Source organism: Gracilibacillus xinjiangensis (assembly GCF_042651765.1).
GTDB classification, from domain to species: domain Bacteria; phylum Bacillota; class Bacilli; order Bacillales; family Amphibacillaceae; genus Gracilibacillus; species Gracilibacillus xinjiangensis.
The window spans coordinates 1,135,138-1,155,743 of the sequence record NZ_JBHSDT010000004.1; the positions used below are offsets into that span (position 1 = coordinate 1,135,138).

24 protein-coding genes are annotated in these 20,606 nt (G+C 35.6%); all 24 read left to right on the forward strand.

From position 1 onward, the window contains the following. Positions 1–67: 67 nt before the first annotated feature. The 24 genes from ACFOY7_RS09645 to ACFOY7_RS09760 all read left to right on the forward strand — a co-directional run bounded on the left by ACFOY7_RS09645 (position 68) and on the right by ACFOY7_RS09760 (position 20,606). The gene (locus ACFOY7_RS09645; RefSeq protein ID WP_390251782.1) at positions 68–220 is read left to right on the forward strand and encodes a hypothetical protein; all 153 of its coding nucleotides are present in this window, start codon (positions 68–70) and stop codon (positions 218–220) included. Between the two features lie 1,223 nt (positions 221–1,443). Further along, positions 1,444–2,376, forward strand: a complete 933-nt coding sequence (locus ACFOY7_RS09650; RefSeq protein ID WP_390251785.1) for a PIN domain-containing protein — start codon at positions 1,444–1,446, stop codon at positions 2,374–2,376. A gap of 716 nt (positions 2,377–3,092) precedes the next feature. Continuing rightward, positions 3,093–3,440 carry a hypothetical protein gene (locus ACFOY7_RS09655; RefSeq protein ID WP_390251788.1) on the forward strand — a complete coding sequence of 116 codons (348 nt, stop codon included), beginning with the start codon at positions 3,093–3,095 and terminating at the stop codon, positions 3,438–3,440. Between the two features lie 1,332 nt (positions 3,441–4,772). Then, the gene (locus ACFOY7_RS09660) at positions 4,773–5,030 is read left to right on the forward strand and encodes a hypothetical protein (RefSeq protein ID WP_390251790.1); all 258 of its coding nucleotides are present in this window, start codon (positions 4,773–4,775) and stop codon (positions 5,028–5,030) included. A 232-nt stretch (positions 5,031–5,262) separates the two neighbouring features. Continuing rightward, positions 5,263–5,505 carry a hypothetical protein gene (locus tag ACFOY7_RS09665; protein ID WP_390251792.1) on the forward strand — a complete coding sequence of 81 codons (243 nt, stop codon included), beginning with the start codon at positions 5,263–5,265 and terminating at the stop codon, positions 5,503–5,505. A gap of 6 nt (positions 5,506–5,511) precedes the next feature. After that, positions 5,512–5,718, forward strand: a complete 207-nt coding sequence (locus ACFOY7_RS09670) for a hypothetical protein (RefSeq protein ID WP_390251794.1) — start codon at positions 5,512–5,514, stop codon at positions 5,716–5,718. An 80-nt stretch (positions 5,719–5,798) separates the two neighbouring features. Next, entirely contained in the window at positions 5,799–5,978 is a 180-nt protein-coding gene (locus tag ACFOY7_RS09675) for a hypothetical protein (RefSeq protein ID WP_390251796.1), read from the forward strand. Positions 5,979–6,255: 277 nt separating this feature from the next. After that, positions 6,256–7,185 carry a prenyltransferase gene (locus tag ACFOY7_RS09680; RefSeq protein ID WP_390251798.1) on the forward strand — a complete coding sequence of 310 codons (930 nt, stop codon included), beginning with the start codon at positions 6,256–6,258 and terminating at the stop codon, positions 7,183–7,185. A gap of 191 nt (positions 7,186–7,376) precedes the next feature. Continuing rightward, the gene (locus ACFOY7_RS09685) at positions 7,377–7,640 is read left to right on the forward strand and encodes a hypothetical protein (protein ID WP_390251800.1); all 264 of its coding nucleotides are present in this window, start codon (positions 7,377–7,379) and stop codon (positions 7,638–7,640) included. Between the two features lie 174 nt (positions 7,641–7,814). Then, on the forward strand, positions 7,815–8,237 hold the full coding sequence (gene fosM, locus ACFOY7_RS09690) for a FosM family fosfomycin resistance protein (protein WP_390251802.1): 423 nt from the start codon (positions 7,815–7,817) through the stop codon (positions 8,235–8,237). A gap of 337 nt (positions 8,238–8,574) precedes the next feature. Next, positions 8,575–9,051, forward strand: a complete 477-nt coding sequence (locus tag ACFOY7_RS09695; RefSeq protein ID WP_390251804.1) for a MerR family transcriptional regulator — start codon at positions 8,575–8,577, stop codon at positions 9,049–9,051. After that, positions 9,032–9,436 (forward strand): hypothetical protein, encoded by a 405-nt coding sequence (locus tag ACFOY7_RS09700; protein ID WP_390251806.1) that lies wholly within the window; start codon positions 9,032–9,034, stop codon positions 9,434–9,436. Before ACFOY7_RS09695 ends, ACFOY7_RS09700 begins: the two co-directional genes overlap by 20 nt. Positions 9,437–10,385: 949 nt before the next feature. Further along, positions 10,386–11,060 carry a general stress protein gene (locus tag ACFOY7_RS09705; RefSeq protein ID WP_390251808.1) on the forward strand — a complete coding sequence of 225 codons (675 nt, stop codon included), beginning with the start codon at positions 10,386–10,388 and terminating at the stop codon, positions 11,058–11,060. A 494-nt stretch (positions 11,061–11,554) separates the two neighbouring features. Next, positions 11,555–12,304 (forward strand): SDR family NAD(P)-dependent oxidoreductase, encoded by a 750-nt coding sequence (locus tag ACFOY7_RS09710; RefSeq protein WP_390251810.1) that lies wholly within the window; start codon positions 11,555–11,557, stop codon positions 12,302–12,304. A gap of 515 nt (positions 12,305–12,819) precedes the next feature. Continuing rightward, positions 12,820–14,331: a glycine betaine uptake BCCT transporter gene (locus ACFOY7_RS09715; RefSeq protein ID WP_390251812.1), complete on the forward strand. Its 1,512-nt coding sequence runs from the start codon at positions 12,820–12,822 to the stop codon at positions 14,329–14,331. Positions 14,332–14,552: 221 nt separating this feature from the next. Beyond that, positions 14,553–15,452, forward strand: a complete 900-nt coding sequence (locus ACFOY7_RS09720) for a 3-hydroxyacyl-CoA dehydrogenase (RefSeq protein ID WP_390251814.1) — start codon at positions 14,553–14,555, stop codon at positions 15,450–15,452. A 353-nt stretch (positions 15,453–15,805) separates the two neighbouring features. Beyond that, positions 15,806–16,660, forward strand: a complete 855-nt coding sequence (locus ACFOY7_RS09725; RefSeq protein ID WP_390251816.1) for a DegV family protein — start codon at positions 15,806–15,808, stop codon at positions 16,658–16,660. Between the two features lie 510 nt (positions 16,661–17,170). After that, positions 17,171–17,425, forward strand: coding sequence for a gas vesicle protein GvpJ (gvpJ, locus tag ACFOY7_RS09730; RefSeq protein ID WP_390251818.1), 255 nt, complete (start codon positions 17,171–17,173; stop codon positions 17,423–17,425). 23 nt (positions 17,426–17,448) lie between these two features. Next, on the forward strand, positions 17,449–17,868 hold the full coding sequence (locus ACFOY7_RS09735) for a hypothetical protein (protein ID WP_390251820.1): 420 nt from the start codon (positions 17,449–17,451) through the stop codon (positions 17,866–17,868). Positions 17,869–17,891: 23 nt separating this feature from the next. Continuing rightward, positions 17,892–18,275: a gas vesicle protein GvpQ gene (locus tag ACFOY7_RS09740; RefSeq protein WP_390251822.1), complete on the forward strand. Its 384-nt coding sequence runs from the start codon at positions 17,892–17,894 to the stop codon at positions 18,273–18,275. 34 nt (positions 18,276–18,309) lie between these two features. Further along, complete coding sequence (gene gvpJ / locus ACFOY7_RS09745; protein ID WP_390251824.1) at positions 18,310–18,573, forward strand: gas vesicle protein GvpJ; 264 nt, start codon at positions 18,310–18,312, stop codon at positions 18,571–18,573. A 52-nt stretch (positions 18,574–18,625) separates the two neighbouring features. Then, positions 18,626–18,892 (forward strand): gas vesicle protein GvpO, encoded by a 267-nt coding sequence (gene gvpO, locus ACFOY7_RS09750; protein ID WP_390251827.1) that lies wholly within the window; start codon positions 18,626–18,628, stop codon positions 18,890–18,892. A gap of 21 nt (positions 18,893–18,913) precedes the next feature. Next, a complete protein-coding gene (gvpN, locus tag ACFOY7_RS09755) occupies positions 18,914–19,834 on the forward strand; it encodes a gas vesicle protein GvpN (protein WP_390251830.1) in 921 nt (306 codons plus the stop codon). Positions 19,835–19,838: 4 nt separating this feature from the next. Further along, complete coding sequence (locus tag ACFOY7_RS09760; RefSeq protein WP_390251832.1) at positions 19,839–20,606, forward strand: GvpL/GvpF family gas vesicle protein; 768 nt, start codon at positions 19,839–19,841, stop codon at positions 20,604–20,606.

A 20,606-nucleotide genomic window follows, 5' to 3' on the forward strand; every position in this document is an offset into this window, starting at 1 on the left:
AATGTATCATTATCTTTCCTCTTCTGCAAGGGTTTTATTCTAAAATGAAGAGGAGACGTGAATTAAAATGATGATATGTAGACCATGGATTACAGTAAAAGGAAGAAGAATTTACGCTAAAGATGTAGGGAAAAAAGCATTTTGCTTTGAAGTAACACCTGAACAACATAAGAAATACCTTGAAAACAAAGAGAAAGCTAATAAAAAGAAAAAGAAATAAATCACAGTTTTATGAAAAGTCCTCTTGCGGCAGGGGATTTTGACTGTTGTTTTATTTCAAGAATTAGAAGTCAAATCAGTGCAAGTTTTATCTAATTACATGAAAGATCCAATTAACCATTAAGAATTATTACTTGCTTGGGGTGCGAATCTTTTCTCGATGATGATAGGATCTCGTAATACTAGAATTTGGTTGAATTAAGGATGGTTTTAATGATAACTTTTTTGACATTAACCCAGAATTGGGTAGAGTTATTTTTACTTTTATAAGGATTTCTTTAATTCTTGCTTCGTTATTCTTTATAAGTTACATAATATCACAAAGATTTGCAGTTGTGGTAGTGTGTATAGGTTTAATTGGTATATTTTACTCGAATAATAAATAGAAAGTTTAAAGGACTATCCATTATGTGGTGGTCCTTTATTTTTGTCCTGTTATCTCACTGTGGTTCATCCACTCATTTAATATGTCTCCACCTTTTTACGTGGGGGGGTTAAGTAGTTTCCGTTTCTATTTCTTCCTTTAGCGACAATAGGTAAGAGGAAAACGAATCAACCTTCCTGGCTGGTGTTACTTGGACCTTCTCATGGTACATTTTTCTTTAGTTCTTTTCTCTCGGCAGTCCCAATTTTTTGCTCGATATAGCTCGTTTTATTTTAATTGGTGATGACTCTCTTAGCATCTTTGAATCTCGATGAATCGCTTTTAAAGTTAGATCAATAGATAAATATCGTGTCCACTCTGCTTTATCTAAATAACGCGCGCTAAAACACCTTTTTTCATGAGCTTGTTCTTATTGTGTATCTCTAAAGTAAATTTGTGCAATAGAAAAAGATAATCCATTTGGATTAACTAAAAGTCACTTTTGTTTGTTTTCTTTCAATCGAACGTAGTTTGTATATTAAGCTAGGATTTTTCTTTTAGTCTGCTTTCTAACTCATCATTATACAGATCCACAGTTTTCTGTAACGTCGTTAAATTCTCCTTTAGTTAAGATTCCCTTATTGATCAATAATGTAGATAAAGCAAGGAAACTAGCTTTAGCGTCTAAATCCTTCATTTCTATTTTGTGATTTTTCATAGTATACCAATAATTTATTTGAGTGTAACCTCTACAGGTATGACTATTTGCCTTCTGGCTAATAAAAATCTACTAACGATTAATTGTTTTAAATGGAAATATTGTGTAATATTAGAATGGATTTAGCTTAGGAGGGAGATTAATGAATAAACCAAACGCTCTAATTGTGGATACAAATATCCTTATTGACTTTTTAGAACCAGAAAAATACTCGGAAGAACAATTTTATGATTTTTTAATGCGTGTGAATGGTCCTCATACACAACTTATATTACCTCAACAAGTACTGGTTGAATGGGACAGTCTAAAGTATAAGAGAATTGAGCTTTATAAGAAGAAAATAGATGATGATTTTCAGAAGTACGAAGGATTAGTTAAACATATCCCAGAACCGAGCGGACAGAGAGATTTGTCAATTGAAATAAGGAACATTAGAAAGCTATCTTTGCGCTCTTATCAGTATACCTACGCAATTAGAGCAAAGCATATAGATAGTGTTATATCAGATTTTGCTGCGATTGTAGATAGGAGTGCGGACATAGACAAACTTGTAGTTGATTTTGCTGTCAAGGAACTGCCCCCTTTCTTTTTAATGGAATTAAAAAAAGAGAGGAAAAATTCTAGTAAAAACGAAGCTACAGATGCTGTTATCTTTTTTTCCATAGTTAATTTTTTTGAAAATAATCGTGATAAATTTGATAAAGTAGCATTTCTCTCGAGTAACACAAAAGATTTCAGCAAGCCTAATAATCCATCAGAAATTCATGAAAACTTGGAAAAGTATTTCACTGATTTAAACTTAAATTTTTTTAATAATTTAAATTCTACAATGCAATTTCTTTCTTATGAGGATGCTGAATCTTCTTTCCAGGATCTTGTTTCTACAATAGTGGGATCGAACGAAAGACGTTTTAGATATTTAACTGATGAGTACTTTGTCAAATGCAATGAGTGCCAAAGCGAAGTTCATATCAACTCGGATATCGTAACACACAAAGAATATTATCACTATCTCTGTCCCAAATGCAAACATATGTGGAACACAGGAGATCATGTGCTAGATGACATCTACTAAGAAAAGTAAACATAAAATAAAGCGAAGACTTAAAATTAGATAATAAGCTATTATTAAAAAGCCGGGATCTGGCATTAGATATCCGTTTTATTGTGAACACTAATTTTACGTTCTAATTCCTTACTCCTCTAACAGGAGTAATCTATAAAGAAGGGTTTGTTGTTAGTTTGTCAGTTTTATAGTTATATTATTATGAGGAGCATAAAAAAAGCAAAAAAGATATTTATAGATTATCAAACTATGTCTCAAACTAACGGTTAACCACAAACTTAAATGAAATAGTAGGTAATAAGGTTAAAGTTACTTAACTGATTGAATGAAATGTCTTGAAACAGACTGAAATTACGTTGAATGGTCTCCGGTCCCATGAGAAGTTGGACTAGTGCAAATATTATAAATTAGTGTGCCAAAACTTGCCGACATCTTGCCGACCAACATTTACATTTCTAATATTAAAGCTTCTGGTTGATTCGATTTAATCACCTTTCATACCAAGGATTTTCTAACCTATCAAAACGTGTTCATTTGTACTTTGCCACCTTGACAGGGTGGAGGTCGCTGGTTCGAGACCAGTCGGAATCATACTGGAACAGGAGCCTGTATCCCTTGTGTATCAAGGGATGCGGGATAATTGCTGCATCACACAATAAAAAGAAATTACTAAATCAGTTTCCAACTTACATTGAGCGTAAGCTTTTTAGAAAGAAGAGGTTAATATGAAGAAATATATTATTGTTTTAATTTTCTCTCTCTTTTTATTAATTGGTTGTAATCAAAAGTCTGAAGAGCCTAATTTAATTAATCGCAATAATACAATTAAAACACAGAGCGAGTACTTAGACATGGTTGTTATAGAGTTAAATGAAGACATATTAATAATTGGACCACCAGCCGATGATCCGGAGGCTTCTTACCCTTCATATGAAGTAAATATTAATGAAAATACTAAAGTTGAAGGTAGGATCACTGACATTAATCTAATAGAAAATGGAGATTATGTATCTGTATGGACGGAGCCGACACAGACTGATAAATTAATTGCAGAAGTCATACAAGTTGACTAATAATAATGGCAGAGGTCTTTTTCTTAAGAAATTATTTTAAATTCGATTTAATCTGGATCATCAACAATTAATAAGCCTTCCGCATGTGTAAGGCTTATTTTTAAAATGAAGAAAAAACAGTACGAATCGTCATTAGTGAGGATAAGGCACCTAAAGAATTTTTCGAAAGATTAAAGGTTGATGTAGGGTAGAATTTTTCATAAAGATTAAGTTCGTGTTAAATACAATTTAACCATTCATAAAATTCATCATAATAATAGCCGTAAGCCTTGTCATATAAAGGTTATGGCTATTTTTTTATATCCGATAAAGCAAATGAAAGTCGAATTAATCATAATTGCGGAGATATGCGTCTAAAGATATTGTCATCAATTTAACAGAGCAAAATTAACTTGCTGCAAGCGGTAAAAAAATTGTATACTCTCTTGTATTGCGTAGGAAACGGATACTGTGCAGATAGAATATCCAAATATAAAAATTAGATAGCAAAGGTATAAATAATGCTACTCCACCTAATTCGTTGGTTTTATGGATAGTACTCGTCCTTCTAAATCAGAATAATGTAAATTAATGAGTTTACTAAAAATATAAATATTCAATTCTGTACTATACTGTATCAATGCAAAGAAGTATAACAGACCATTTTACTCTTAACTTGCTAACACATTTGCTAACGCACTTATTTTTTTAGCTTAAATTAAACGAACTGAATTAATTTTAAAACTAATAAAAACCTTTATATACCGGAATTAATCGAATTTGTTTTAACTACATGAACTTGCCTAATTGTTCAAACCGCCCTTGACAGGGTGGAGGTCGCTGGTTCGAGACCAGTCGGAATCATTAACCGGATTGTTACGGCATTTTAGGTCGAAGTATTTAACGCTATTACTTACGTAGTGTTGCGGTACCTAAGCTGTAAGTGTTCCGCCTTCTAGCGTTGGATTTAAAATCATCGCATAGGAGGAGGAGGCTTTTTTAATGACATTATAGGGTTCAAAGGAAACGGAAACCGAAATTACAAACGAAGGCGACATTATGACACTCCAAAAGATACTCGGTTATAGTAGCCTCGCTAAGGTTCGGCGATATATCCAGATGGACACCGAGGACTTGACTAACCAACACGCCAAGCATAGTCCGTTAAGCAAAATGAGAATATAATACGTATACAAGGGACGGAATTTTAACCGTCTCTTTTTTATTTTCGGTGTAGGGTTTTATAATGTTATATTAGAATTAATTTCAGATACGCTATTCAACTAACGGGCAGTGTAGTTCAACAAGAATTAGTTAAATTTAGGGCAATAAAAATGGTAGGGGGAAGCTAAGATGAACAAAATTCTTTTTTTCTTTTGCAATCTAATAACTGTTATGGGAATTTGTATATTGTTTATAACAAATATTTTGAATAAGGTATTTCCTATGATGGGACGGGTTGCTTTTCAGGCTGCGACGGCAGGGGGCTATTCTCCAAGTGACTATACAGTTAATTTCACTGTGATAAACATATTCGCTATTTTATTGATTTTAGTAGGTGTGCTAACAAGTTATAAGATTTATAAAAATGATGATATCTTATCAAAATAAATAAAAACTATTCAACAAATGGGTGCAAGTGCTGAATAAAGGTATTCACTATCTTTGTTGAAGTAAAGGGCAGTTATGTTGAAGAAGTTATCTGTTTAAAACAGGACTTGAATTAAAGGGGTTTTTCAATAAACATTGTCTATTTTTTAATAGGATTTTTAATTTTATTCTTTTTATTAGTGGGGTGTAAAGCAGAAAACGAGGTTGACTCCCCTATTTACGATGGGAGTGATTGATTATTGGTGTAATAGGTAACTTACCCGAAGTACGTGAGGAGAATGTTAATATTAAAAGCATAACTTTAGCAGAATTAGAATCAAAAGTTGCAAAGGTTTCTAATGAGTACGAAGCTGTTTTCATTATGAAACAATATCTGGAACAAGCTGGGGAACACCAATATGCACAAGTATATAGAGACATAAAAATACCTGTCTTCTTTATTGAATCAAAAAAAGCACATCTCCCATTTGGGTAGGATGATATGACTTATGAGGACACTCCAGATATTAATTACCAAATGTATGCTACAGCAATTATGCGTACGAATGATAAACGAAGTTTGGAGGAAGCAGAAGGAGTCTCATTTAAGACTTGGGGATACGGATTATACAACCATACTGAAAATGAAGCAAATATAAAAGATGCTTATACGAGGATATTTAAACAATTGAACCCAATATTTAAATAAAGCCTATTGTTAAACAAACGGGAGCGTATTTGAAATAAGCAGATATGCTTTTTACCTAATGAAGTGACGAATAAATACTTGTGAATAACGTTGGTGAAACCATGTTAGAAGATCGTATGCAGCAATTGCAAGAAGCGCTTTCAACCACAAACATTTCTGATTATCAGATTGAAAGCTTTGACTTGACTTATTATTATGAAATTAAAGGAAAAGACGGCTCTGTTAATGTGCAGATGGAAACGAAGATAGTCCAGATGTAAAGAAAACGGTTGGGGCGATACTGGAACGGATACTGGTGCAACGACTCGTGCTGAACGTATCCTGAAACCTTGTGAAATTACGAATAGGATGGGGAAAACCGTATTTGGAGCAGCTGGTTCTATTGCTGGTTCATCAATGGGTCCAGGTGCTACGATATTTATTCCATGACCTGGTACTGGTTGCTATATTAAAATTTGTTTCAAATATTGTCTTAGCGTATATTTTCGTTAAAATGTTGTCTGTACCCCAAAATTAAAAATAAAAAGGATGTTTGCTATGATTCCAGCTCAATCAGCATTTAGTCTAAAAAGAATTGGTATGTTATTACGTCTAGTTGCCGTTGTATTCTCCAGTGTAGCAACGATTCTATCTATGCTCCTGCCATTGATTTTCTATTATCAAATTTCGTGGTTAACCTTATTGGGAACCACCTCTGTACTTTTGGTAGGTGCTATTTTGATTCATGGTGTATTAACGCATGTGTTAAATGATATAGCGGACCATCAATCGGGAACAGATCAATATAGTCCAGGCATACTTTCTGGTGGAAGTAGAGTGATCCAAACGAATACAATGACGGTAACCATGCTAAAGCAGCTTGGCACATTGATGAGTGTTTTCTTAATTTTAATGGCATTTCTTTTTACTGTATTCGGTTATCTAGAATTCGCCATTCTAACCTTAGTTGGGATATGGGGTGCAGTGTCGTATTCTTTGAAGCCATTTCAATTTGCTTATATTCCTTTTATAGGAGAATGGTTCAGCTTATTTCCTACCATGCTAGCGATAGCCATTGCCTTGCCATGGATAATGCTAGAATCTATACCAGGTTGGGCATGGCAAAATGCGCTCGTTAATGCCGTTTGGTGCATGGCATGGGTCATGTTTCATCATATTCCTGACAGACATGCAGACCAAAAAGCAAAACCAATGAAACGAACGTCTGTCGTATGGGCAGTAGAACGTATGGGAACTAAAGGAGCCAAATTTCCTGTTTTACTTTACTTCATGATTGTAGGATTGCTGATCATCTGGATTGCTTGTACGCGTCCGGTTGCCGCAATAGGTGTTGGTACTATCTTAGTTTATGCAATCTGGATTGTCTTAAGAGTAAATGGAGAGAATGTAGAGGAATTAACAGCAGTTGAGAAGCGGCTGCTTTGCCTCGCTCTTGCTATCGCAATATGGTTAGGTGTTTTTGTATAATAAAGTGCGACTTCCATTGGTGGGGGTTTAGGCCTGTTAAGTAAGGATTAAAGGAGTAAGGTAGATGAATCAAAGGCAGTGGAAGAAATGATTCCAGTTACTCTTGATTGTTTATTATTCTCATTATATATATCCGACCTAATCTCTCTATTCATAGGATCATTAACATAATACTCGAACAAATCCGCATAATGTTAATTAGAGATTTAAGTTACTTAGAAGAACAATTTAAAAACAATGATATTGCTTCAATGAATAGTAAGGAATTGAATGTATTCTGGATGGCGTTTATTCAGAATTTAGAATCAAATAATGAAGCATTAGAAGAAAAACTGTTATACACCTCATCCTCAAATGAATTTGACAATACCCGCTTCTCGGAGACTCCTGTTAATTATGACCATCAAGTAAAAATTGTTTATAAAGATGGAACTACAAAATTAGGTTGGTATTAAAATAAAGGGTGGCTAGAGTTGAACAAGGCAATCAGTGATTGTCTTTTATTTTTTGAAAAAAACAAAAGGAATATTATGCAATTATTGAATTAGAGATTTTGAGCAAACGGGCAGTTTACTTGAAGGAGGATGTCCGTAATTTGGAAGAAAAGGACCTATTTTGGGGGTAATAAAATGTCGATAAAAGGACTTAATCATTTTTTGTTTTCAGTTTCTGATTTAGAAGTTTCTATTGAATTTTATAAAAATGTACTTGATGCTAAATTGTTAGTAAAGGGCAGAAGTACTGCATACTTTGATTTAAATGGAATATGGCTTGCTCTCAATATAGAGAAAGATATACCTCGAAATGAAATAAACCAATCCTATACACACATAGCATTTTCAATTGAAGAAGAAAAGTTTGATGAAATGTACGAGAAACTAAGTAGATTGAATGTGAACATTTTATCAGGTCGTCCAAGAGATGAGAGAGATAAAAAGTCAATTTATTTTACAGACCCTGATGGTCATAAATTTGAATTTCATACAGGTACACTACAAGATAGATTGGATTACTACAAGCAAGAGAAAGCACATATGGAGTTTTTCGATTAAGAGGATTTTTTTATTCAACAAACGGTGCTTTAAAACAACAAAGGGATCGTCAATATGGCGCTCTCTTTTAACTTCAAGGGCAGATTAGTTGAAGATTGATGTTTAACTTGTGTTCAACAATCGGGCCAGATTATTGAATAGTATAGAAAATGATTGAACTTTTTATAAAAACCACACTTAAACACAGTGGAAAAGACTTCATTTTTATCAATCTTTTTTTCGTTAAATACCGGATTTTGCAGTTCATTTGACCACAAGTTTTTTTAAAAAAGTATATGAAGTAAAAAGTATAAAAACTACTTGACATTGGAGTCAACTCCAATGATATTCTAGGTTCATGGAAAAACTTTATTCTATACAAGAGGTTGCACAAAAACTTGGGATACCCAAGGATACACTCCGGTATTATGACCGGATTGGGATCATCTCGCCTTCTCGGGATAACAATCGGTACCGCAAGTATTCGAGGGATGACCTCATAGACTTGATGAATATTCAAATCATGCAGTATGCGGACTTTTCTCTTGACGAAATCAAGGAGAAATTTATTGGTATCCGCAAAGTGGAAAATATTGATTCCGCTTACTGTGAAGATGTTGCTTTGTTCCTCGATGCTAAAAACGCAGAAACACGGATGAAGATTACTCATCTGGAAAAGGTCAGCAAGCTGCTCGATATGGTAGCCGAAACGTTAAGGGACTTTAATCAAGAAAGTGACCAACGATTGGCAGAATTCGTCCGCGAGCTTTACAAGGATATCCGAGACAATGAACCGGAATTTTCTAAGAAGGGTTGTGATCGTCATCAAGGTTAGGAATTATTATTATCTGTTTGTAGGGATTCTTGCAATTCTGTTTGCCGTTACGCATGCTTGGAATGGGCAATCCGTTGTGCTGCCGACACTCGACATTAAGGCGATGCCTATGGATACCCGGACGGTATTCACATATGTTTGGCACATTATAACGGCAGAAAATCTGGTCTTTGGCATTGCATTCATTTACATGTCATTCCTAAGTAAGCAATTTAAAATCACTATTGCCGCTTGGATAATCGCGGCGATCCTGATCGTCCGACTGATTGTCATTCTTGGCGTAACTGCATTACTTGACGTTTCAGCTCTTACGGATACGATTGTAGATTCTATTGCCATCGTAATCTATGTTGCCTTGATTATATTGGGCACGAATAAAAAATAAACAGGAGGTTAGCAGCTACAGTAAGTCTGAACTTGTAGACTCTATCTAAGCTATATACAAAGCAATCATTAGTCTTTCTTGATTAAATATGTTTATGATCAAGGTTGCACAATAAAGTCATTCGAAAGGTGGCGAACACTTGGAGCTCGTTATTAAAAAGGAGTCGTCTTTTTGCATAGACCACACATTTAAGGTATTGAGCTTTTTGTGGTGTAAAAAAGATTGTGAAGTAATGTATTTAAACTAACGGGGAGCTTTAGTTTAACAAAGGCGGTTTAATACCATCTTTTTTTATGTGTAAATATACCGCCCCTTCCCCACTAGTTGACGCAATGTAAAAAGTAAAAATATCAAGGGAGACACGTCTCTATGCCAGACGTGGCGAGGGTCTAGTCGTGTGTGATGCGTCTATTCCGCAGGTTACTTATAATAGGTGTTGTAGTTTTATCGCAACAGAATCAGGTAAAATAATTGGTCTATGCCCTACATACTGACTCAAATATTTTTAGATCCCAATAAAACCTTCTGGCTTTTCAAACTGTTGAGTATATTTCCTTATAAGACCCACATAATCCCCTTTCATTAGAAAATAACTTCTTATCCTCAAATATTATTTTACCATTTATTCTATATTTTCCCAGTGCAAACTCGAAGCGGCGTTATGGGTAATTCCATAAGATTAACAATCTATTAAGGTTTTGCAGATACCAAGTCTTAACCAAATGGAACAAAAATAAGAAAAATTAATGAAATAGAATCTGCTAGATAAGATTACCGATATATATTCTACAATTTATGGTAATAGACTTCATATGCTAATGAATTGTCCTTCCATTAAACCCCGGCTTTTTTCAACTCCGGAGGTGGAAACTCCGATAAAAAATGATTGATATTGTTTGGAAGCGGGTATGGAATGAATGTAACCATTATTAAGGAGGTTGATGAAAAGATGAAAAAAGAAGTTATTGGTGGAGTATTTCGAAATGAAGAAGATGCAGTTAGAGCTGTAAAGGAATTACAAACATTAGGGTATGGTCGGGACGACTTAACTATCATAGCAAAAGATAAAGATGAAGTAAACGACATTAAAGACCGTACAGGTGCAGACGTAGAAGTTGACAGCAGCGAAAGAGGTAAAAACGCAGGGAAAGGACTTGGAATTGGTGCCGGAACAGGCGGCGTTCTTGGCGGTTTAGCAGCTTTAGTTGCTGAAGCAGGTTTATTTGCGATTCCGGGAATTGGACCAGCTGTAGCAGCAGGGCCACTTGCAGCAACTATTACTGGACTTGTTGGCGGTGGACTTGTTGGTGCTTTAGTTGGTGCAGGGATTCCGAAAGAACATGCGAAAGAATATGAACAATATCTTAAAGATGGAAATATTCTTGTGCTTGTAGAAACAAAAGAAAACCAAAATGATGTTTATACAACGTTTACAAATAACAGAACAGAAAACACACACATGTATCCAGATGGTGTTGTTACTAAGGGACGTAACAATGGTGGAGTGACTGAAGCACGAGGCAGTAACTCAATAGTAAATGAAAACACAGATTCCCGTGAACACGATATGGCGGTCTTTGAAGACGAAAATGATGTAAACAATAATAAACGAAGAGGCTGGTAATGAAAGGTATTTCCATGCCATTTTCTATCGTTAAGTAATAAACCCCTGTTTCTATTATAGAAGCGGGGGGTTTTTGATGGACAGATGACGAAAGCAAACCAAACAAATGTTATCAAGTTATTAAAACTTTATTCCTTACAAAAAGTTCTAGGAATTACATATTTTCTTTTAGAATCGATTAAATAATTGGAGAATAGGGGTGTTTATCCCTTACCGAGCGTTACCAACTTTTCTTGTTTATGAAACCACCTTTTTCATTGGCTTTATTTTTGACATTTGTTAACATTATTTCTTTTATAGCCTTTAGTACACTTTCAAAGAATTCGGCAGCTTCTTTAAAGTCGAAAAGTATGGTAATAATAAACAATTCTTCCTCCTATGCTCTTGTTCTTTTGCATGTTCATGCTCCAATAAATGTGGTTTATATAAATATGAAAAGAGTAATACTAATAAAAGAAGCGTTTAGTCTTTATTACATATTGGAGGAATTTTATATGACAAAAGTAGCTATTATTACAGGGGCAGGTAGTGGTTTAGGACAATCAACAGCCATTCGCCTAGCTGAAGAGGGTGTTAACATCTCTGTTGTGGATATAAATGAGCAAGGCGGTAATGAAACTGTAGAAATGGTGAAAAAGCAAGGAGTTGACGCTATTTTTATTAAAGCAGATGTTTCCAAACAAGCTGATGTTAAAAACTATGTCAATCAAACGATGGAGCATTTTGGAACCATTGATTATTTCTTTAACAATGCCGGTATATCTGGTAGTGGTAAGTTCTATTTAGATACAGAAATTAACGAAATTGAAAAGATTGTTGGAATTAATTTACTTGGAGCATTATATGGAGTACGTTATGTAGCAGAACAAATGATGAAGAATGGTGGAGGCTCCATTGTTAACACAGCTTCAAGTGCAGGTGTAATCGGTCAAGATTCTGTCGTTACTTATTCTGCTACAAAGCATGGTATTATTGGTCTAACAAAAAGTATGGTTGCAGAGTACGCGAAAGACGGTTTACGAGTGAATGCCATTGCTCCAGGACCTACAGAAACGCCGATGGTTAAAGAATTCTACGAAGCGAATCCTGAAATGAAAGAAAACGCAACAAACGGGATACCGCAAAAACGGTTAGGTACACCAGAAGAGGTTGCAGAATTAGTTACGTTTCTGTTGACTTCAAAGGCACAATACATTAATGGTGAAGTAATCCGTATTGATGGGGGATTTACAAACACTAAATAAAAAAATACAATTTAGTTAATTCCCAAGAACAGGAAAAATCAGTTGTGTTTAGGCTGTTGAGAAAGTACTTTCTCAACAGCCTCTTTCGTAATCGTTTATAAGGAGTAAGGAGTATGTTGCAGAGGAACGGACAGATAGAATGAAGGATCAAACTGTTCTGATGAATAATTACAGCAGAACAACCTCATCCATTAGCGCAACAGGTGCCACTAAGCCTAATGGATGCATATACGGTATGGTTATTAGGGGAGAAAATTATTTTATTTAATATAATGAAAGCGTACAATAGTTTCTCCCTGATGCCAGGGGATGCAGCTATTGTTTATTATATTAGTGTCTAAGTTTATTACCTGTTGAGGTGAATGGTTCTTTTTGATTTATTTTGCTCCCGCTTTATTAGTAACGGGTACTTATAAAAACAGAAATAACAAAGTGTTCGTAAAAGGAAGCATGATAATATTGTGAAAATAGCGGATACTACAATATATCGTTAAACTAAAGTGGGGGCAAATGAAATGAAACAACGTTACTTAGTGTTCTATATTTCAATATTTTTACTGGCTTTACTCGTTATTGCTGGAATAATGATACCTGACCCATTAGAGAAGAGCACCTCGAATATCCAAAATTTCTTCTCTGATGCATTTGGATGGTACTATTTAATTCTTGTGGCTATTGTACTCGTAATTTGTCTATATTTATTAGTTTCACCAGTTGGCCGAATTAAGCTCGGTAACCAAGATGAAAAACCGGAATTTTCCAGAATAACTTGGATTTCTATGTTATTTAGTGCTGGAATGGGGATAGGAATTGTTTTTTACGGAACGGCAGAACCGATTAGCCATTATGCAATTAGTTCTCCTACTGGTGAAGTTGGTACCGACCAAGCTATAAAGGATGCACTCAGGTTTACTTTTTTTCATTGGGGTATCCATGCTTGGGCTATTTATGCCATTGTCGCACTTGCAATTGCTTATTTTCATTTCAGGCATAATAAATTAGGGTTAATTAGTGCAACTTTGCATCCGATACTCGGTGATAAGGTGAACGGAATTACAGGGAAAGCTATTGATATTTTTTCTGTTTTGGCAACTGTTCTTGGTGTTGCAACATCGCTAGGATTTGGAGCAGTACAAATTAATGGTGGTTTGGCATATTTGTTTGAGATATCTAAAGGTTTCTGGATGCAATTTATAATTATTGCCATTGTTACCGTACTATTCCTAATATCAGCATGGTCTGGTTTAGGTAAGGGAATTAAAATATTAAGCAATGCAAATATGATGTTAGCCGGTGCTTTATTTTTACTAATGTTTATATTTGGCCCAACATTATTTATTCTCAATCTATTTACCAATACGATTGGTGGATATATTCAAACACTGCCGCAAATGAGTTTCAGAATTGCACCATTAAACGAAGACATTCGTGGATGGATTAATGGATGGACAATTTTTTATTGGGCATGGTGGATCGCATGGTCACCGTTTGTTGGTATCTTTATTGCCAGGGTTTCCAAAGGAAGAAGCATCAGAGAATTTGTTTTCTTTGTCCTGCTCATCCCTTCCATTGTTGTTTTTTTATGGTTTTCTACTTTTGGAGGGTCTGCCATATCATTAGAACATAATGGTATTGCTGACATATCAAGCCTGTCTGCAGAAGAATCATTATTTGGTGTCTTATCCTATTATCCATTCCCTCTCATAACCTCCATAACTGCAATGGTGCTTATTGGGTCATTTTTCATTACATCTGCTGATTCTGGAACATTTGTGTTAGGTATGATGACAACAAACGGATCCCTTTCACCAGGAAATAAAGTAAAGTTTACATGGGGGATTTTACTTTCTGCAATAGCGATAGCCCTGCTATATACTGGCGGCCTTCAAGCATTAGAAAATATCATGGTTATAGCAGCTTTACCGTTTTCTATCATTATTGCTTTAATGGCAATCAGCCTATTGAGAGCTTTACAAAAAGAAGCAAGACAACTTGGTATTGGCCGGATCAAAAAAAGAAAGACATAGTAACATAAATTATCAGTTGCTATATCACTGAACGCGTTGGGTTCATGTCCTGACGCTTTTTGAATGAAACAACTACAATCAACAATCTAATTAAAGGTTAATGAATTAAATAAGCGGGAAATTATACATCCTGCTAGATATAACGAAGATCATAATTATTTTTGTACACTTCCTTTTTCTGTTAGGGTATAATATAGGTATAAAAAAGGAGTGAAATTAACATGGGCTTTAAAAACATAACTGTAGCAGGCAGTGGGGTATTAGGGAGCCAAATAGCTTTCCAGACTGCTTTTAAAGGTTTCGGGGTAAACGTTTATGATATTAATAGTGAAGCTATTGAAAAATCCAAAGCTACAATAACGAAATTAAAAGAACGTTATAAAACAGATCTTGGCGCCACACAAGAAGAAGTTGACATTGCGTTTGACCGAATTACATACTTCACGGAATTGGACAAGTCAGTGGAAGTTACTGATTTGGTTATTGAAGCAATTCCGGAAGTAGTTAAGATCAAAACAGAATTTTATGAGAAATTAGGGAAAGCAGCTCCAGATCATACGATCTTTGCAACGAATTCCTCCACATTGTTACCAAGCCAGTTTGCAGAAGCAACAGGACGTCCGGCGAAGTTCCTCGCCCTTCATTTTGCAAACGAAATCTGGTTAAATAATACGGCAGAGATTATGAAACACGAGGGAACAGATGAAAGTGTATTCCATCAGGTAACTGAGTTCGCAAAGCAAATCGGTATGATTGCCTTGCCTCTTCACAAGGAACAGCCAGGCTATATCTTAAACTCACTGCTTGTCCCATTCCTAGATGCAGCACAAATGCTTCTTGCTAAAGAGATTGCAGATGTGGAAACAATCGACAAAACGTGGATGGCTGCTACCGGCTCACCAAAAGGGCCTTTTGCGATCCTTGATATTGTTGGTATTACTACAGCATATAATATCGTCAACGCAAAAGCGGAACAGACAGGTGATGAGATAGCTGAGAAGGTAGCCCATTTGTTAAAAACTGAATATATAGATAAAGGGAAATTGGGAACAGCAACAGGGGAAGGTTTCTATAAATATCCTAATCCCAGCTATAACAACACTGATTTCCTTAAACCATAATCAATAAGTATGTATCTACTCCCCTTATAGAGTGAAATAAAAAATTCTCTACAAGGGGATTTTTTATCTACAAGAACATTCCACGATAAGTTTTTAAAAATTTATAAGAAAAATTTTAAAAACCCTATTCCTCTCTTGATTGCATAAATTCTCAGACTGCTTAAAGAAAAATAGCTGTAAAGCTTGAGTCCCTGAATGGTTTATCTCTGTGTTGCAAGGAAAGAAGCTGGTTATTTGAATTATTTTTCAAAAAGAGCATCATAACATACTAAAATTCTGAAATGATACTCATATTAATGTATAGTTAAGATAGGTTAGTCGAAGGGAATAAGTGCAGGAAAGGGGAGATTTATTTGAGAAGGATTATAATAACCACAGAGAGCGGAGCAGATTTGCCGCCAGAGATTGCTGACAAATATACAGTTCATGTGATTCCAATGCATGTGATTATGGACGGGAAAGATTATTTAGATGGTACGTTGCCGGTAGCCGATATTTATAGCTTTTATGAACGAACGAAAAAAATACCTTCCACCACTGCGACTAATATTCATGAGTATGAGCAGTTTTTTAAAGAGATCCAGGCAAAGTATCCGGAATGTGTGATTATCCATATTGGATATACGTCAAAAGCATCTTCTTCCTTTCAAAATGCCATAATTGCGACAGAAGAATTGAATAATATTTATCTAATTGATGCGTTGAATGTTACCGGAGGATTGGCAGCTATTGTGATGTATGCGCTTGATCTGCTAGAAAAAGAACCTGCAATTGCACCAGAAATAATAGTAGATAAAATTAAGCATATCGTGCCAAACTCAAGATTAGCTTTTATTCCCGGCAGTTTAGAATTTCTAAGAGCAGGTGGAAGAGTAAGTAACCTGGCGTATCTTGGAGGGGCCCTGTTAAAAATAAAGCCATGCATTGAATTGAAAGATGGAAAACTTGTTTCAACCAAAAAATATCGCGGCAAAATGAGCGTTGTTACAGAAAAGCTGCTTCAAGAGTATTTTCATCAATATAACATTGATAAAGGACAACTATATCTAATTTATTCTATTGGTTTAGATGAAAAAATCAAGAGGAATCTGACCGATATTGCAAAAGATAATGGATTTAAAAATATTAAATGGATACAGGCTGGTGCAATGATTTCGACTCACGCCGGACCAGGCGGTTTTGGAGTTGCGGGAATAGAAAGAGCTTGAAATGCAGTGTGACCATGCTTACATTTATGAATGCAGGTTTTGGTTGATCCAATTACCTCCTAACCACTTAGTAATATAAAACGGAAATACAATTCGCTCGAGAATAAAACACCCATGGCTACATTATTGCTGGATATTTATCCACAATAAATGGAACCCTTGGGTGTTTTAATTTTTTGACGTTGTAACCATTCATAAGAGGTGTCAATTAACCACCAATCCCCCTGATTAATTTGCCTTTCCCAATCATTGGTAATATGAAAGAGGATGTAACAGACAAATAATAAAAGTAAAAGATTTGTAATAAATAATGGAGTTAATAGAATGGATTACGCATCGTATCTATCATTTTCTATTACAAAATGTTCAAATAATGTAAAAATAGAAGGAATTTTAACCATTTAATTACCACTCTTATCCTGCCAGTGTTTTAGAGTGTGTTTCTGCGTGGTAGATATCTATAACTTCATTAATGGTAATTGCCATTTGAAGATTAGGAGGTATCTTTTTGTGAGTATTCAGAAAACGACGGACAGTTCAAGCTTAGCGGAGGTGATTGACAGAATACTGGATAAAGGTATTGTCATTGATGCATTTGCAAGAGTATCACTTGTCGGTATTGAAATTTTGACTGTAGATGCAAGAGTCGTTATAGCAAGTGTGGATACTTGGTTAAGGTACGCAGAAGCAGTGGGTCTCCTTCGTAATGAAGGATATGAAGAGGAGCAATCAACTAAACAACAAGATACAGCCTTTACCATTTAAAGTAAATGAAAGGTGGTGCACGGATGGCTGAGCAAGAGAGTCAACATTCAAATGATCAAAAAAGTGATCAGACTTCTATCAAGTATATCTTATTAGGTGGAGCAGCTGGTGCGGGGGTTGGACTATTATCCAATCCTGGAACGGTTCAAAAGCTATGTCACAGGGTTCAGGAATCTGAGACAGGACAACTTATTGCAAAAGAACTGGGAAGGAATTTGCAACAGTTGATTTCTCAACAAGTAATGGCAACTGTACAGCAGGCTGCCCCTAATTATTGGAACAAGGCAAAAAGGAAATTTTCAAGCTCGGAATCTCAACAATCAGAAGGAAATGAAACGGAGAAAGGTTCAAATTTTGAGGAGATAAAACAGGAAAACAAGCAGATTAATCAACGTTTGGAAAGTATAGAGAAAAAGCTGGACGAGCTTCAAGCAAAGGATTAGCCGGTACACTAAAGGAGGATCTAATGAATAATCCAATTAAAAAAACGGCTAAAAAAGTGGTGAAAAAAGCGTATGAAAAGTCGCCTGATTCTTTAAAAGAAAAAGCAAACGACAAACTGAAAGAAAAGGCGATAGAAAAAATGGAGGAAAAGGTTCATGGAAATGCAGAAGAGGCAAAAGAGAAGGTTCAGGATGTCCTGCTTTCCGCAAGAGAGAAATTAGGTAATGTCAAGGAGGCAGGAAAAAACCTCCAAGAGAGCATTTCCTCCGCCAATAACCACAATAAGATAAAAAGCTATCAAGAAGTTAAAGGGATTCAACATATTAAGAGCTACATGGATACCAAAGGTGTAAGTAATATCAAAAGTTCAACAAATATTAAATCATCAAAGGATATCAAAAGTTAGCTCTTAAAATTCTTATAATAAAGGAGAATAAATCATGGCCATTCAAAAAACGACGGATAGTTCAAGTTTAGCAGAGGTTATTGATAGAATTTTAGATAAGGGAATTGTGATTGATGCATTCGCAAGAGTATCTGTAGTAGGAATTGAAATATTAACAGTGGAAACAAGGGTCGTTATTGCAAGTGTGGATACATGGCTGCGTTATGCGGAAGCTGTTGGTCTATTAAGAGATGAAGTGGAAGAAGAAGGATTACCTGCACAGCAAAATGAACGAAGCGAAGCATCTTTTAGTGTTTGATAGTCAGGGGGCTGATATAGCCCTCTCTCCCATTGTTTAGAGGAGGTAATTTATGAAAATTAAAGAAATCATGAAAAACGTCAATGAATTTTTTCGAGAGAATGTTGCCCCACCACATAAAATAACTTCCGTAGAAAAGCTAGAGGAAGGTGGCTGGAAGATAAAGATTGAGGTAGTGGAAGAAAAAGAATATATGAAGAGATATGCAAAGGACGAAATGTTAGGAACGTATGAAGTTTTATTAGATGAAGATAAAGAGATAACTGCATATAAGAGACTGGAAATTCGCTATCGAAGTGCGGTAGGTGTAGAGAGTTAGAGATGATGGAGGGATCAGGAGATGACCGTGTTAAATGAAAGAGTCACGACAGACAACAATGCTTTAATACAGGATAAGTCAACGAAATCATTAATAAAAAGATCTATACAGTATATTAAAGCAGGTTATCCTGTACATTTTACAGGTCCCTCTGGTTCAGGTAAAACTTCGATCGCCTTAGCTTTAGCAAAAAAGATCAAACGGCCAGTAATGCTGATGCATGGAAATCACGAATTAGACAATAAGGATTTAATTGGAAGTTTTAACGGATATACCAGTTCAAAGGTTGTTGATCAGTATGTCAGGTCTGTATATAAAAAAGATGAAACCGTAACGGAATCATGGAAAGATGGACGTTTACTTGAAGCAGTCAAGCACGGATATACACTTGTTTACGATGAATTTTCACGTTCTCGCCCAGCAACGAATAATATCTTTCTCTCCATTTTGGAAGAAGGTGTATTACCGCTATATGGTTTAAAGTCTACAGAGCCGTTTTTAAAGGTACATCCTAAATTTTCGGTGATCTTTACTAGTAATCCGGATGAGTATTCAGGAGTTTACCAAACGCAAGATGCATTATTAGATAGATTGATAACATTACATGTTGGCTTTAAGGGTAAAGATCAAGAGGCTGTTATTATAAGGGAAAAACTAGGAATAGACAGGAAGGGTGCTGAGATAATCTCCGGGTTGATACATGAATTGCGTGAGGAATTTGGTAACAGAAAAGGAGCTCCCAGCCTCAGAACCTCTCTTCAAATAGCGCGGATAGCCAAACTGGAGGATATACCAATCAATGGTTCCCGGCAGGATTTTCAACAGCTTTGTCTAGATTTGTTAGGTCATTCAGTTGTTCAAGGATTAGGACTCAAGATAGAAGAAGCAAATGAGCTTATCCTCGAAGTTTGCAAGAAAATGAAGGAAGAAGAAAGGGGATAAAACAATGATAGAGGAACAAGAGAAAGGAATATATGTTTTCTGTGGAATTCAAACAAATGATAAAGAAGATTTCGGCAGTGTTTTTTTAGATGGTGAAGAAAGGTCTGTTTTTACCATTCACTATAAGGATGCAGCAATGGTTGCGGCAGAGGTACCAATGAAGATCTATCATCCAAATAAGGAAAACCTTATGATGCATCAGCAGCTTGTTTCTAAGGTGATGACTGAGAATGATACGGTTATTCCGATTAGTTTTGGGAATGTCTTTCATTCAGTTGAAGATATAGAAGTACTGTTAGAGAACCTTTATCCCCAATTAAAAGAGCTTTTCCCTGCAATTAAAGGAAAAATGGAACTCGGTTTGAAAGTGATTGGAAAAACTGACTGGCTGAAATCTCAAGTTTATGCCAATGAGAAAGTAGAAAAGTTGACTGGACAACTGCGAGGTAAAACAGAGATGGCTGGATACTATGACAGAATTCAGTTAGGTGGTGCAACACAGGAAATTTTCTCCTCCATTATCCATGAAATAGAGCAAGACGTTTATACGCCTCTTGAGGGAAGTGCTGAAGCGTCAAAGGTAAATGATCCAGTTGGGGAAAAAATGCTCTTAAATGCCTCCTTTTTAGTTGATCGAGAGAAAGAAACGGAATTTGACCAGCTTGTTAATGACGCACATGAAAAGTGGAAGGATAAGGTTGATTTTCAATACAGCGGACCATGGCCGGCATATAATTTTGTCAATATACGATTAACGGTGGAGGAGAGTTGA

Excerpts from the sequence above, each read along its gene's own strand:
- gvpO (WP_390251827.1), top strand. The coding sequence starts at position 18,626 with ATGAAAATTAAAGAAATCATGAAAAACGTCAATGAATTTTTTCGAGAG.
- ACFOY7_RS09655 (WP_390251788.1), top strand. The coding sequence starts at position 3,093 with ATGAAGAAATATATTATTGTTTTAATTTTCTCTCTCTTTTTATTAATT.
- ACFOY7_RS09705 (WP_390251808.1), top strand. The coding sequence starts at position 10,386 with ATGAAAAAAGAAGTTATTGGTGGAGTATTTCGAAATGAAGAAGATGCA.
- fosM (WP_390251802.1), top strand. The coding sequence starts at position 7,815 with ATGTCGATAAAAGGACTTAATCATTTTTTGTTTTCAGTTTCTGATTTA.
- ACFOY7_RS09645 (WP_390251782.1), top strand. The coding sequence starts at position 68 with ATGATGATATGTAGACCATGGATTACAGTAAAAGGAAGAAGAATTTAC.
- ACFOY7_RS09660 (WP_390251790.1), top strand. The coding sequence starts at position 4,773 with ATGAACAAAATTCTTTTTTTCTTTTGCAATCTAATAACTGTTATGGGA.
- ACFOY7_RS09670 (WP_390251794.1), top strand. The coding sequence starts at position 5,512 with ATGACTTATGAGGACACTCCAGATATTAATTACCAAATGTATGCTACA.
- ACFOY7_RS09680 (WP_390251798.1), top strand. The coding sequence starts at position 6,256 with ATGATTCCAGCTCAATCAGCATTTAGTCTAAAAAGAATTGGTATGTTA.
- ACFOY7_RS09760 (WP_390251832.1), top strand. The coding sequence starts at position 19,839 with ATGATAGAGGAACAAGAGAAAGGAATATATGTTTTCTGTGGAATTCAA.
- ACFOY7_RS09740 (WP_390251822.1), top strand. The coding sequence starts at position 17,892 with ATGAATAATCCAATTAAAAAAACGGCTAAAAAAGTGGTGAAAAAAGCG.
- ACFOY7_RS09685 (WP_390251800.1), top strand. The coding sequence starts at position 7,377 with ATGTTAATTAGAGATTTAAGTTACTTAGAAGAACAATTTAAAAACAAT.
- ACFOY7_RS09720 (WP_390251814.1), top strand. The coding sequence starts at position 14,553 with ATGGGCTTTAAAAACATAACTGTAGCAGGCAGTGGGGTATTAGGGAGC.
- gvpN (WP_390251830.1), top strand. The coding sequence starts at position 18,914 with ATGACCGTGTTAAATGAAAGAGTCACGACAGACAACAATGCTTTAATA.
- gvpJ (WP_390251824.1), top strand. The coding sequence starts at position 18,310 with ATGGCCATTCAAAAAACGACGGATAGTTCAAGTTTAGCAGAGGTTATT.
- ACFOY7_RS09715 (WP_390251812.1), top strand. The coding sequence starts at position 12,820 with ATGAAACAACGTTACTTAGTGTTCTATATTTCAATATTTTTACTGGCT.
- ACFOY7_RS09710 (WP_390251810.1), top strand. The coding sequence starts at position 11,555 with ATGACAAAAGTAGCTATTATTACAGGGGCAGGTAGTGGTTTAGGACAA.
- ACFOY7_RS09695 (WP_390251804.1), top strand. The coding sequence starts at position 8,575 with ATGGAAAAACTTTATTCTATACAAGAGGTTGCACAAAAACTTGGGATA.
- ACFOY7_RS09735 (WP_390251820.1), top strand. The coding sequence starts at position 17,449 with ATGGCTGAGCAAGAGAGTCAACATTCAAATGATCAAAAAAGTGATCAG.
- ACFOY7_RS09650 (WP_390251785.1), top strand. The coding sequence starts at position 1,444 with ATGAATAAACCAAACGCTCTAATTGTGGATACAAATATCCTTATTGAC.